Raw genomic sequence first — 12,271 nt, 5'->3', positions numbered from 1 at the left:
TACCGCCGATGCGTCATTGGAATGGCCCAAAAGGCGGCATGGTTTGGGAGACCGGAACAATGAGCTTGACGCGCCGCGATGTGTTGATCGCCGCCGGCTATGCGGGGAGTGCAGGATTTGCCGGGGTGGTGCTCCTTTCGCCGCAGGCTGCGGGTGCGAGCGATGAGGCGCTGGAACTCGTCAAACAGATCACAGGGCGGACGGCCACAGAGTCGGATCGCCTTCATCTGATAATGCCGGCGGTCTTCCCAACCGGTTACACCGTGCCCATGAGCCTTGAAGTCGACAGCCCCATGACCGAGACCGACCATGTAAGGCAAATCCGCGTGTTCGCGCCGCAGAACCCGCTTATCGAAGTCGCCAGTTTCCATTTCGTTCCCCAACGCAGTCTAGCCCGCGTGTCGACCCGCATCCGCCTTGCCAAACCACAATATGTAGTGGCGGTTGCCGAGATGAATGATGGCATATTGCTCATGGCCAAGACCTGGGTCCACGTCGCCACCAATGGCTGCGCCTGACGTCCAGGAGGGAGGCGGACAGTGATCACCCCCACACCACGCGTGATCGTACCAAGCGCTGCGGCGAAGGGCGACGTCTTTCAGGTCAAGACCATCATCAGCCATGAGATGGAAACAGGGTTGCGCCACGATGATCAAGGCGATGTGATCCCGCGCAAAATCATCAACAAGTTTGTCTGCCGCTATAATAATGCCGTGGTGTTTAGCGTCGATTTTCACGAGGCAATTGCCGCTAATCCTTTCGTCGAATTCTCCCTGCGGGCGACGGAGAGCGGCCGGCTCGATTTCGTCTGGGAAGAAGATGGCGGCGCCGTCTATGCGTTGTCGCACCAGCTCACGGTCACTTGATCATGGCTCTGCGACGGACACCTCTTAGTTTCCTTGGCGCGCAGCGGACGCGCCAGATTTTTGCGCTGGCGATCACCGCAACCTTGGCCGGTCTCGGTGTGGATCGTAGCAGCGCGCGAGACATCGAGCGAGGCGCGCGGCTCGCCGCGGCCTGCGCTTCCTGCCATCGCCTCGACGGCCGGGACACGGCCATTCCGCCGATCGCCGGAGTGGATCAGGACAAGCTTGTCAGCGCGATGCAAGCCTTCAAGTCGGGCAAGCGGCCGAGCCAGATGATGTACATCATGGTCCGCTCGCTCACTGACGAGGAGGTCGCGACGGTGGCGCACTATTTCTCGACGCTGGGAAAGGAAACGACGCAGCCATGAACCGTTGGACCCGTCGCGAGTTCACTCACCTTGCGGGAGCGGCTTGTCTCGCACCGTTCAGTCCACGCGTCGCAAGAGCCCAAGCCAAGGCGCGAGTCGTCGTTGTCGGCGGCGGCGTCGGCGGCGCGACCGTCGCCAAATATTTGGCCGCGAGCAAGAAAGGCCTCGATGTCACCTTGGTCGAGCCGAAGCCGAGCTACACGACCTGCTTCTTCAGCAACCTTTATCTCGCCGGGCTTCGTTCGCTCGAATCGCTCACTCATTCTTATGAAACGCTCGCGCAGAAATACGGCATCACCGTCATTCACGACATGGCCGAAGCGGTCGACCCGGTGGCCAAGATCGTCGTGCTGAAGAACGGAACGAAGCTCGCTTACGACCGCGCCGTCATCGCCCCGGGCATCGCTTTCAGATATAGCGACATCGAGGGTTATGACGAGGCCGGAACGCAGAGTCTGCCGCATGCCTGGAATGCCGGGCCGCAGACCAAGCTGCTGCGTGAACAGCTCGAGAGCATGGAGGATGGCGGCGTATTCGTGATCACCGCCCCCCCCAATCCGTTCCGCTGCCCGCCTGGTCCCTACGAGCGCGCATCTCTGATCGCCTACTATTTCAAGCAGTTCAAGCCGCGGGCGAAGATCCTGATCCTCGATGCCAAGGACAGTTTCTTCGAGCAGGATCTGTTTCAGGACGGCTGGAGCCGTCACTATCCAGGTATGATCGAATGGCTGCCCGGTCAATTCACCGGCGGCATCAAGGCGGTCGACGTGAAGGGCCGCGCCGTCAAGACCGCGGGCGGCACATTCAAGGCCGCCGTCGCCAATATCATCCCGCCGCAGATGGCCGGCGAGCTGGCGCAGCGGGCGGGCCTCGTCGATCAGTCGGGCTGGTGTCCGATCGATCCACTGACGTTCGAGTCGAAGCTGCAGCCGGGAATTCACGTGGTGGGCGACGCGACCAGCGCCGGCGACATGCCGAAATCGGCTTTCGTTACGAACAGCCAGGCCAAGGTTTGCGCCTTTGCCATTGCCACCGCGCTCACCGGCTCCGAGGCCGCCGAACCTCACCTGTTCAACACCTGCTTCACCTTTCTCGCCGCCCATGATGCGGTGAGTGATGCCATCAGCTTCAAGGCTACGGCGGAGACCATCAAGATCAGCGAGATCTTGCTCAGCGCGGTCGGAGAGGATGCCGAACTCCGCCGCCAGGTGGTGCGCACCGCCAACGGCTGGTATGACGCCTTCACGCACGACGTGTTTGGCTGAAGCGGAACTCAGCTCCGCTCGAGGGCCGGGCCAGCCGTGACGGAAGTGCCGGCACCATGGCGCGCGCTGTCCGCCTCGGCGCCGGATTGCTGTTGCGCGATCGGCGACGGAACTGGATCGGGCAGCCGTTCCAGCCGCAGCGAATTCATCACCACGAGGATGCTCGATCCGGCCATGACTCCCGCCGCCAGGATCGGCTGTAGCAATCCGAGGGCCGCGAAAGTGAGCGCGACGAGGTTGTAGCCGAACGCCCACATGAGGTTGGTCAAAATGGTCCTGCGGACCGCGCGGGCCACGTCGACGACCCAGGGCAGCATCCACAATCCGTCCGCGGGCAGCACGATTGCCGCAGTCTCGCGGGCGAGATCGGTGGCCGAGCCGACGGCGATGCCGACATCGGCAGCGGCGAGCACCGGCCCGTCATTGAGGCCATCGCCGACCATCGCCACAACATCGTGGCCATGCCGGAGCCGGCCGAGGGCCTCCCGTTTGGCCTCGGGCAAAAGACCCGCCTGCACGGCCTTAATCCCGACCATGGCCGCGATCCGCTCCGCCGCCGGTGCCACGTCGCCGGTCAACAGCGCAACGTCGAGCCCGCGCTCACGAAGTGCCGCGATCGTCGACTGCGCCTCGGGAAGCGGTGAATCGTCAAGCGACAGCACGGCACGGACCCGCTCGCCCCAACCGATATAGACCAGCGAATGACCGCTTGCCTCGCGCGACCGCTCAATCAGCGTCGAAGGAAGCGGCCATCCCAGATCATTCATCAATCTCATGCTCCCCGCCGCCACGGGCTCGCCATTTGCGCTGCCGCGGATGCCACGGCCGGGAACCGTCCGGACATTACGGGTCGCGAGCGGCGTGATGCCGCGCGCAGCGGCCGCCGCCGCGATTGCCAGCGCCAATCCATGTTCGGAATGGCGCCCCAGACCAGCGGCGCGTGCCAGCACGTCGTCGATGCCGACTCCGTCGCGGTTGATTCCGACGAGACGCGCTTTGCCCGCCGTCAAAGTGCCCGTCTTGTCGAAGGCGAGGAACCGCACATGCGCGAGGGTCTCGAGAACGCCGGGGTCGCGGACGAGGCAGCCGTGCCGCGCCAGCCGGCCGATGCCGAGCGAGGTCGCCATTGGAGCGGCGAGGCCAGCGGCGCAAGGACAGGCAACTACCAGTACTGAGAGGCCAATCAGCAACGCCCGATCGAACGGCAATGACTGCGCCCAGTAAACGATCGTCAGCCCGCCGAGGGCGAGGACGAGCGGCACGGACACGCCAACGACGCGATCGGCAAGGCGCTGGGTTGGGCTGCGACGGCCCAGCGCTTCGCGCACCGACCGACAAATCTGTGCCCAGCGCGTTGCGGTTCCGTCACCGCTGCTCTGGATCAGGAGTGGGCCGTCGATATTGATGCTGCCGGCAATCACCGCGGAGCCGACGCCCTTTGTCACTTGCCGGCCTTCTCCGGTGATCACGGCTTCATCGGTGTTCGATTCCCCCTCAACAACCACGCCGTCGACCGGAATGCGCTCGCCTGGCCGAACCCGCACCAGCATGCCGGCCGTCACCTCCCGCACCGGGCGGCGAATCTCTGCCGCGCCATCGACAACAGCTGCGCTCTCGCTTTCGGCGGCCAGGAGAGGTTCGAGGTCGCGCGCCGCCCTGGCGCGGCCAACGGCCTCGAGATAGCGGCCAACGGTGAACAGCATGAGCACCATCACGGCTGTGTCGAAATAGACATGCGTGCTGCCCTCGAACACGGCAAATGCCGAATAAAGATAGGCGGCAGCGACGCCAAGCACGATGAGCGCTGACGATGTCACGCGTCCCTGAATGCCATTGAGCCACATTTCACGCAGATAGGGTCCGCCGAGAATTACCACCGCTGGCGTCGCAAAGATCCAGAGTAAAAGGTGAATCCACGGCAGCACGCCCGCATCGACGCCGGTGAATGCGTCCGAATAGAGGAGGAGGCTGAACATCATGATATTCATGGAGAGAAAGCCGCCCACGCCAAGCTGGATCAGAAGCCAGGCGGCCTCCCACTCTTCGTGTCTGCCGCTCTTCACCTGAAAGGCGATACAACAGCCGTAGCAGCAGAACGCGCAAGCCTCACCGTTGATCCTGCGCTCCATCGGACGCAGGCCGATGGGCAGCGAACAATGGCTGCACATGATATTGTCACACGCAGTCATGCGGGAAGTCCTCCCAGCCAGGCATGGCCGATATGCGCGTCCGAGGGCAGCAGACCACGGCCGAGCGTGATGAGGCCGAGCAATAGAATAAAACCGCCGGCCAGCCAGACGCCGCGCCGCCGCCAGGCTGGCCCGAGAACCTGGCCGACGCCGCCCATCATCAACATCGCGGGAAACGTTCCCAGTCCGAACGACGCCATGACGAGAAAGCCAGGAAGCGCCGCGGCGGTGCTCGCCGCCTGGGCAGCGAAGGCATAGACCAGGGGACATGGCAGGAAGCCGTTGAATACGCCAAAGGCGAGCGGCGCAGCGCTGCTTCGGGCTGTCATCAGACTGCGCAGGGACTTGGCAAACGTGCTCCCGCCGAAACCGATCGCTAGGCGATGAAAGACCTGCAGCAAGCCGAAGAACTGCAACGCCATGGCAATCATGAGCAGGCCAGCGACAATCGCGAGAATTCGCTGGGCGATGTCGAGGGAACCGTCCAACAGCGGCGCCGTCGCCGCTCCCTGCGGCGTGCATATGACTTGACCGAGCGCGCCCGCGAGCCCGCCGAGGAAGCAGTAGGTCGTCAATCGGCCGGTATTATAGAGCAGGTGGCGCGCCGCAGTTGCGCCTCCGCCGCGCGGATCGCGTCCCAGCCCACAGGCAAAGCCGCCGCACATTCCGATGCAGTGAAAGCTGCCTGCAAAGCCTGCAGCGAAGATCATCAGGTAATAGGTCATCGGCAGATTGTCCTGCTCACCCGCCGCTCATTCACGAGGCGATACACGCCGCGCGCCATCAGCGACGCATGAGGTAAGCGACCCAAACGAAGAAGGTGACGGTGGCTATCGTAAAGCCGACGAAAGCGAGAATTTGAAGCCCGCTTGCATCGGCCAGCGAGAAAGCAGTGTTTTCCAGCATGATTTGCCTCGGTCAACCGAAATAAACACGGAGCACATTCATTGCCAGCGCGGAAATCAGCAGGATCATATTCAACACCGCGACTCCCAAAACGATCTTGGCTGCCAGCATGTCCTGCTCCTTCTCCCTGCCACTCATCCATTCGCTCGCATGTGCGACCACGGGTCCTTTGTCAGATCCGACCCGGTCCCAGCCCACCCCAATATACTACCATGTAAAACAGCGACCAAAGGAAAAGCACTGCGTAGACGACCAGCAGCCACACCGGGAGATATCCGTGCCGTGCCTGGATGGTGCCGCCGGCATATTCCTCCAACTCGTGCTCGTGGTCCGAACCTTGATCTGAGCCGTCACTCTCCGGTGTACTTGTCGGTGTGCTTGGCGTTGTCATTTTCCACTTCCCTTTCGTAGAATCTGGTGGCCGCGTCGTCGGCGCCGCCGAAGGCGCCCGAGAGCACGCCCCAAACGAAGACGCAAAGCGCACCAAGGCTCATCAACATGGCGCCTGCATAAGGTCCGGTGATCTCAAATCCGAGCATAACTCAGTCTCCTTTGGCGGTATGTTGTTTGCCGGTCACCGACCCGCCGTCACCTTCGCCGGATTGGGAAGCCTTCTGCGCCGGGCCCCGGCCCGGAACATAGGCTTTATCCGGAGAATCCGCCTCGAGATTGAGGTCGTTGAGCGCCGCGCGATCCGTGTCCGCGATCGCCAACGGTTCGCCCGTGAGCGGGTCCTTATAGGCGGAAAGTGCGAGGACGTAGTACGAGAGCGCCCACCGGTCCTTCTCGGGCAATGCATCCCGATAGGAGGGCATGGGCGTGCCGCTCAACCCGGTCGTCATGGTCCGAAAAATGTCTTCGACCGCTGTCCCTGACTTGAACTGGCCACTGGTGAGGTCGGCCGGCACAATGCCAAAACCGAGATCATCCTTCAGCCCGGCGGCTTTCTCGCCATCGCCCTTTCCGGTCATGCCATGGCACTCCCAGCATTTGGCTACCTGCCAGACTTCCTTGCCGCGATCGAGGATTTGCTGGGAAGCCTCGGGCGGCTTTGCGATGTACAGAGGAGCGCCGGGCGGCTCCTCGACGAAGTACGCATACGGCTTGGCCGGGTCGGAGCGGTCAACCGCCAGCTCATACTTGATGTATTGGATGACCGCGAGCCTATCGTTGAGCGGCAGATCGTACCAGGCCGGCATAGCCGTGCCGCGAACTCCGCGGGTGATGGTGCGCAAGAGGTCACCGTCAGTCGGCAGCGGCTCCTTGGTCAACCGGAACTTGAACACGGCCGCTGCGAAGCTTCGCGGGCGCTGATTGAACATGAAGGTCGCCGCCGGTCCATTGCCGTCGCCGTTGACCCCATGGCAGCCGAGGCACCGCCGCCCATAGACCTCCTTGCCATGCGCGATCCACTCGCTCGAGCGCGGCATCGTCGCGTCCATGACTTCAAGTTGCTGCGGCTCGAACAGGTCGCGCCATTTGCCACGATTCATGCCGAGCTTCTGGACATAGGCGACGAGACCTTCCAGGTCTTTCGTCTCGGCGGCGATTTGAACCGTGCTGCCCGTGTATTCCTCGTTTGGTATCACAATGACTGGGGCCTTGCCGCGCGCCTGCGTCGGCACGAACAGCAGCCCGTCGGCGCTTGGCGTGAGCCTGATCTGCTTCTGGCTCGCAAAGTCGAACAGCCCTTCGGTCACCGGCGTTTTTTCCAGAGTACGATTGCCGGCTCCGTCATCGACGATTGCGACCGGCTGTTCGGGCGTGTCGAAGAGTCCCCGGTAACGCGCCATGACCGTGTCCGGGGAGAGCATGCGCGGATTCCAGAAATGGGCAAGATGCCATTCGTCGCTGTATTTGAGGCCGACCCGCGTCAGGTCCGGGCCGATGCGCCGCGTGCCGAAAAGATGGGGCACGTCATAGGCATATTCGCCGGACTCGGTCACCGGGCCCCATCGGCGCGTTTCGCCGGTCACCGGGCGCACGTATTGGGAGTGGCAGTACCAGCAGCCCTCGCGAAGATAGACCGCGCGGCCGAGTTTCTGCTGCGGCGTGTAATCGGTCGCCTCCGTTTGTATCCATTTGAGCTGGCCGAGGTCGGTCCGGGTAACCGCAGTCACCCGGGTAGAGCGGGCCGAAGGTTCGAAAAACGGCAGGAAGCCCTGGGTGACGAGGGCGGCGAAGAAGCAAAAGATGCCGGCCACCAGGACAACGAACCGCGCACTCATCGCGTCGCCCGTCCAACCGGAACCGGGCTCCTGTCGAAAGCCGAACCATCCGCCGCTCTGGCCGGCCGGGTCAGCGCCGTCATCATCAGATTGATGACGAGAAGCGTCATCCCGATATCCATGCTGACGCCAGCAACAGTCCGCACCAGCCAATAGGGCCGCATCGCGAGCACCGTGTCGAGCCATTCGGTGCCGGCCATCCATTGGAAGCCCTGCTGCAGACCGCCGGCGGTCAGCACCAGACCCATGGTGGAGATGCCGACGGTGATCAGCCAGAACGCCCAATTGCCCATCGTGAAAGACCAAAGCTCGCGCCCGTAGGCCCGCGGCCAGACATAGATCAGACCGCCCATCGCCCAGACCACGAACGTCCCGAACACGGTAAGGTGCGAATGCGAGATGACGAAATCCGTGAAATGGGTCGGCTGCTGGATCGAGCGCAAGGCTTCCGTCGAGCCCTGGAAACACCCCACCAGATACATCAGCGAGCCCGTGATCAGAAATTTCGCCGGGAGGTTCTTCCCGAAGGCGTCCCAGCGGCCTTTCACGGTGCCGAAGAAGTTCACCAGCACCGTCCACACCGGAATGATCAGCAGCATGGAGGTGATGATCGCCAGCGTCTCGGCCCAGTCGGCGATCGGGCTGTAGAGATAATGATGAATGCCGACAAAGGGATAAAACAGGGCGAGAGACCAAAAGCCGACAAGCGACAGCTTGTGGCCATAGATTGGATTGCGCACGCTGATCGGCAGGAAGTAGTAAATGAGCACGTAGCCCGCCGGCGTGATCCACAATCCGACGATGTAATGGAGGTAGAGGCCATGGAAGGCCGCGCTGTTGATGCCTGAGATTGTGTAGGGCAGCATGATGCCCAGAACGAGATTCATCGTCGTCCACACGAAAGCCCCGATCAGATACCAGAGCGCGACATAGAGCGGCGGCTCGAGGCGTCGCGAGATCGTGATCAGGAATTGCGCGGTCGCCACGGCGATAACGAGAAAGAGCGGGATTTTGGCGAACAGCGGGAACTCGCCCGCTTCCAGGCCGTTGTTTTCGCCAAACGGCAGCGAGATGAGCGCGGCCGCCACGACGACATTCCACAGCCAGGCCAGCGGTATGCCCCATCGCGGCCACGGCACCCGCACACCGCACAGACGCGGCACCAGGTAATAGCATTCGCCGATGAAGAGCGATGAAAAGGCGCCGAAGATGACGCCGTTGACGTGGACCGGCCGCAACCTGCCGAAGGTCAGCCCCAGGCTGGTGCCGAGATAGTCCGGATAGTTGAAAAGGCCCGACAGCGCCACGCCGACCGAAGGTGCGAGCACGAGCCAGAACATGCCCCAATAGAGCCAAGTTCGCACAACCGGCCAGTCCACCAGTTCATCCAGGTCGATGCCAGCGAATCTGCCACGCAATGCTTCTGCCACGGCATGCTCCCCAATCACGCGTTCAACCGCGCGACTCTTCAGGACTCGATTTCAAAACTTTGCCAGCGTCGAGAACTACCCGATGCCGGTTGTGCGGTTTCGGATATCGTGCGGCGCGACTCGGGCCTCTCGGTAGCCCGCGCCACGCCGAAAAGAACTAATGCTTGCCTGGGACCAACACCGAGCCGGTGTTCGACCAGGTAATGTACGCTTCCAAGGCCTTCATCGCGTCCGACTCGGGATCGATCTTTTCGCCCTGGTTGGGCTTCTCGATGCACCAGTTGATCATGTCGCGTAGCGTCGCGAATTTGCTCGTTTCTACCTGGAACTTCGGGTAGGACTGCGGGTGGGTGTCGGAGGCCATGGGATGGCACATTGCGCAGGCCATTCCCGTGGTGGAGAGGACGACGTTCATCTGTTTGGCAGTGGCTGCATCGCCGTGGAACAAGAGGTCCCCCTTCCTGACCTCCTCCATGAACACGTCTTCGTATTGTTTCAACTGCTCCGGTGCGTGCGGTGCCTTGTGAGCACTGGTGGGGCCGACGAAGACGGCGACCACCGCAATCGCTACGACGAAGGACGGGCGGCACAACGTGCCGAGAAATGTCGTTCTGATTGTCATAGCCATTCCTCCCTTAGTAGGGCCACATATTGTCCGCCATTCGCGGCCGCAACTTCTCAGGCTGACTGAGCGAGGAATCCGGGTCCGATTGAACAAAGACCTCCTTGCGGCCCCACATAATGTACTCAACGTCGACCTTGTCGCCGGCGTTCACGTTCACGGTTTCCCAACCGACCCCATCGAAGTGATCGCCGGGGTCGGCCCGGATCATCAGCTTGGTCAGCTTGGGCACGCCTTCCGGGGCATAGGGCCACGGCCAAGAGGTCGCCAGCATGCCGATCGAGCGCATGGTGCCGATCTCGTTATAGAGCACCTGGTGGACGTGACCGTGGATGTTGGTGACCTTAGTATATGGCTTCAGCACCTCATTTACTTCGCGCCAGTCGCGCACCCAGAAGTTCCAGGGCGGGTAGTACTCGTAGAGCGGATTATGGCTGAAGATGACGATCGGCTTGGACTTATCCCAGTCGGCGAGTATCTTCTGCATCCAGTCGAGCTGGTCGCGGCCGACGCCGGCCCACGCGCCGGCAACCGTGCCGTCGAGGGTCGCCATATGGCCCATGCGTTCCTCTGGCGTCATCTTCTTCACTGTCCAGTAGTCCGGTCCCCGGCTGACCGTATCGAGCCCGATGAAGCGCACGCCCTTGTGGTCGAAGGTCCAGTTGGGTTGGCCGAACAATTCGCCCCACTTCTTGCCCATATCCAGATACCAGTCGTGCTCGCCCGGAATGTAGTACTTCTTGATCTTCAGATCCTTGAGCAGCTCGACGCCAAGCTCGAGTTCCTCGATCTTTCCGAGCTGGGCCAGGTCGCCGCCGAAGATCAGAAAGTCGGCCGGCGGATCCATGGCCTGGACCTCTTTCACCGCGCGCACCACCTTGTCTACGAAGCGCGTATTGAGGGATCTCTCGTAGAGATGGGTGTCCGAAATCCAGGCGAACTTGAAGGGCGCTTCGGCGGCGTGGGCGACGTCGATGGTGTTGAGCAAAGGCCACCACGCAAAGGTCTGGGCGACGGAAGCGGCGCCGAACAGCAGCGATCTGTGAATGAAGGTGCGACGGGTGATTTGGAGCGAGTCGTCGGGGCGCACCCCAGGCTGCTGCAGCACCGCATGCATTTCGCGCCGAATGCGGTCAAGCTCGTTAGACATCAGGGTTCCTCCTCAGTGCAGACCGTTTCTTAAAGCGTCGGTCCTCTCATATGCACGCGACCCTGTTGGGTCACTGGGTCGCCCATTTTCTTATTTTTTCAGCTCAATCGTCAGGCTGGTAGGCTGTTTCTCCGCTACTGTTACGGGCTGCTCGATGGGCCCGGTGAAGGGTTGGACCGCCACGAGCGTATAGTTGCCCGGCGGAACATCGGTTATGGTGAATTTGCCGTCGGGGCCGGTGATCGCGTAGTAGGGATTGTCCACCACGTAGATCCAGCCTTCCATCCAACCATGCGCGTCGCAGTCGACGCGGACAGTGCCGGCGCGGTCCAGTTCAACTGGTATGCGCTGTCCCTGATTGGGCAGCGCCAGGTTGAAAGTGGTGCGCTTGCCATAATAGCCGTGGGTGTTGTGGAGCACCGGATCGGTGTTGACGACATCCACCTGACCGGCAGGGACTACCTGAACCTCGGGCACGAAGCGGCATTTGACATTGTCAATTTCGGGCGGCTTGCCCGACTCAGGCCAAGGTTTTCCCGAGGCCACGTCGACCAGATACACAACTGCGCTCTCAACGGCTTGGTCGGTGCCGACCCGGATCAGCGGGTCCTCGCGCGGTGCCCCGCACACTTCGACATCCTTGGTAGGGATGATTTTTTTTGTCGGCACGTCGCCGCGGTAGACGATCGTACCCTCGATCGTTCCGCCTCCCGTGACCGGACGCACTTCGTAGGCTTGCGCAGGTGCGGACATCGAAGCAGCGCAAACGATCACCGCTAGCCCACTGATCCAATTGATCGTCTTCATCGACCACCCCTCCTCCGAGGGGATCATGTTTCGCTTGGGAAACTGGTGGATCATAAGGCGAAATGAGTTATCATGTCTAGGGTGTGAACCAACTAAATAAGACCAGATGGGCGCGACCAGTAGACGGTTAGTCTGACAAGCGTCGTGCTCGGGAACGTGAGGCACCCTTCTCGATATACCGGAGGTACCAGATGAAGCGACGGCATGGACTCCTCCGCCCTTGGGCCCATTGTCCCCAGGCCGTCATCTGCCTCGTAGTCGCAGCGGCCCTGTCGGTCTTCCAACCGCCGGCGCGGGCTGACACGGCGCCTGCGACGGTCGGCGGCCCATTCACGCTCACGGCGCCGGACGGAACGACGGTCACCGATGCGACGTATCGCGGCAAATGGCTGCTGGTTTTCTTCGGCTATACTTCTTGTCCCGACACCTGTCCGACGACA

General features: G+C 61.9%; 15 protein-coding genes. 5 read left to right on the top strand and 10 right to left on the bottom strand.

The window, feature by feature from the left end:
- From AAAC48_RS13345 to AAAC48_RS13330, 4 genes are all read left to right on the top strand, one after another.
- The coding region (locus tag AAAC48_RS13345; protein WP_340654639.1) for a thiosulfate oxidation carrier protein SoxY at positions 1 to 518 on the top strand (518 nt) is incomplete at its 5' end.
- Between the two features lie 21 nt (positions 519 to 539).
- Entirely contained in the window at positions 540 to 866 is a 327-nt protein-coding gene (soxZ, locus tag AAAC48_RS13340) for a thiosulfate oxidation carrier complex protein SoxZ (protein WP_340654638.1), read from the top strand.
- 2 nt (positions 867 to 868) lie between these two features.
- The gene (locus AAAC48_RS13335) at positions 869 to 1,234 is read left to right on the top strand and encodes a c-type cytochrome (protein ID WP_340654637.1); all 366 of its coding nucleotides are present in this window, start codon (positions 869 to 871) and stop codon (positions 1,232 to 1,234) included.
- Complete coding sequence (locus AAAC48_RS13330; protein ID WP_340654636.1) at positions 1,231 to 2,499, top strand: FAD-dependent oxidoreductase; 1,269 nt, start codon at positions 1,231 to 1,233, stop codon at positions 2,497 to 2,499. Before AAAC48_RS13335 ends, AAAC48_RS13330 begins: the two co-directional genes overlap by 4 nt.
- Positions 2,500 to 2,507: 8 nt before the next feature.
- Here the strand turns inward: AAAC48_RS13330 and AAAC48_RS13325 are convergent, their stop codons facing one another.
- From AAAC48_RS13325 to AAAC48_RS13280, 10 genes are all read right to left on the bottom strand, one after another.
- On the bottom strand, positions 2,508 to 4,628 hold the full coding sequence (locus AAAC48_RS13325; RefSeq protein ID WP_340654640.1) for a cation-translocating P-type ATPase: 2,121 nt from the start codon (positions 4,626 to 4,628) through the stop codon (positions 2,508 to 2,510).
- A gap of 56 nt (positions 4,629 to 4,684) precedes the next feature.
- On the bottom strand, positions 4,685 to 5,413 hold the full coding sequence (locus tag AAAC48_RS13320; RefSeq protein WP_340654635.1) for a sulfite exporter TauE/SafE family protein: 729 nt from the start codon (positions 5,411 to 5,413) through the stop codon (positions 4,685 to 4,687).
- 58 nt (positions 5,414 to 5,471) lie between these two features.
- Positions 5,472 to 5,594 carry a hypothetical protein gene (locus AAAC48_RS13315; protein WP_340654634.1) on the bottom strand — a complete coding sequence of 41 codons (123 nt, stop codon included), beginning with the start codon at positions 5,592 to 5,594 and terminating at the stop codon, positions 5,472 to 5,474.
- Positions 5,595 to 5,766: 172 nt separating this feature from the next.
- A complete protein-coding gene (locus AAAC48_RS13310) occupies positions 5,767 to 5,985 on the bottom strand; it encodes a hypothetical protein (protein ID WP_340654633.1) in 219 nt (72 codons plus the stop codon).
- Complete coding sequence (locus tag AAAC48_RS13305; RefSeq protein WP_340654632.1) at positions 5,945 to 6,133, bottom strand: hypothetical protein; 189 nt, start codon at positions 6,131 to 6,133, stop codon at positions 5,945 to 5,947. The genes AAAC48_RS13310 and AAAC48_RS13305 overlap by 41 nt, the downstream gene beginning before the upstream one ends.
- Positions 6,134 to 6,136: 3 nt before the next feature.
- A complete protein-coding gene (locus AAAC48_RS13300; RefSeq protein WP_340654631.1) occupies positions 6,137 to 7,822 on the bottom strand; it encodes a cbb3-type cytochrome c oxidase subunit II in 1,686 nt (561 codons plus the stop codon).
- On the bottom strand, positions 7,819 to 9,252 hold the full coding sequence (locus tag AAAC48_RS13295; protein ID WP_340654630.1) for a cbb3-type cytochrome c oxidase subunit I: 1,434 nt from the start codon (positions 9,250 to 9,252) through the stop codon (positions 7,819 to 7,821). Before AAAC48_RS13295 ends, AAAC48_RS13300 begins: the two co-directional genes overlap by 4 nt.
- A 157-nt stretch (positions 9,253 to 9,409) precedes the next feature.
- Positions 9,410 to 9,874 (bottom strand): hypothetical protein, encoded by a 465-nt coding sequence (locus AAAC48_RS13290; protein WP_340654629.1) that lies wholly within the window; start codon positions 9,872 to 9,874, stop codon positions 9,410 to 9,412.
- Between the two features lie 13 nt (positions 9,875 to 9,887).
- The gene (locus AAAC48_RS13285) at positions 9,888 to 11,024 is read right to left on the bottom strand and encodes a metallophosphoesterase (RefSeq protein ID WP_340654627.1); all 1,137 of its coding nucleotides are present in this window, start codon (positions 11,022 to 11,024) and stop codon (positions 9,888 to 9,890) included.
- Between the two features lie 90 nt (positions 11,025 to 11,114).
- Positions 11,115 to 11,831, bottom strand: coding sequence for a carboxypeptidase regulatory-like domain-containing protein (locus tag AAAC48_RS13280; RefSeq protein WP_340654626.1), 717 nt, complete (start codon positions 11,829 to 11,831; stop codon positions 11,115 to 11,117).
- Positions 11,832 to 12,022: 191 nt separating this feature from the next.
- Between AAAC48_RS13280 and AAAC48_RS13275 the strand changes: the two genes are divergently transcribed.
- A partial coding sequence (locus AAAC48_RS13275) for an SCO family protein (protein ID WP_340654625.1) occupies positions 12,023 to 12,271 on the top strand: 249 nt, incomplete at its 3' end.

The sequence above is a fragment of the Phyllobacterium sp. genome (assembly GCF_037994405.1).
Taxonomy (GTDB): Bacteria; Pseudomonadota; Alphaproteobacteria; order Rhizobiales; family Rhizobiaceae; genus Phyllobacterium.
This window is presented reverse-complemented; position numbering and strand designations above follow the sequence as displayed.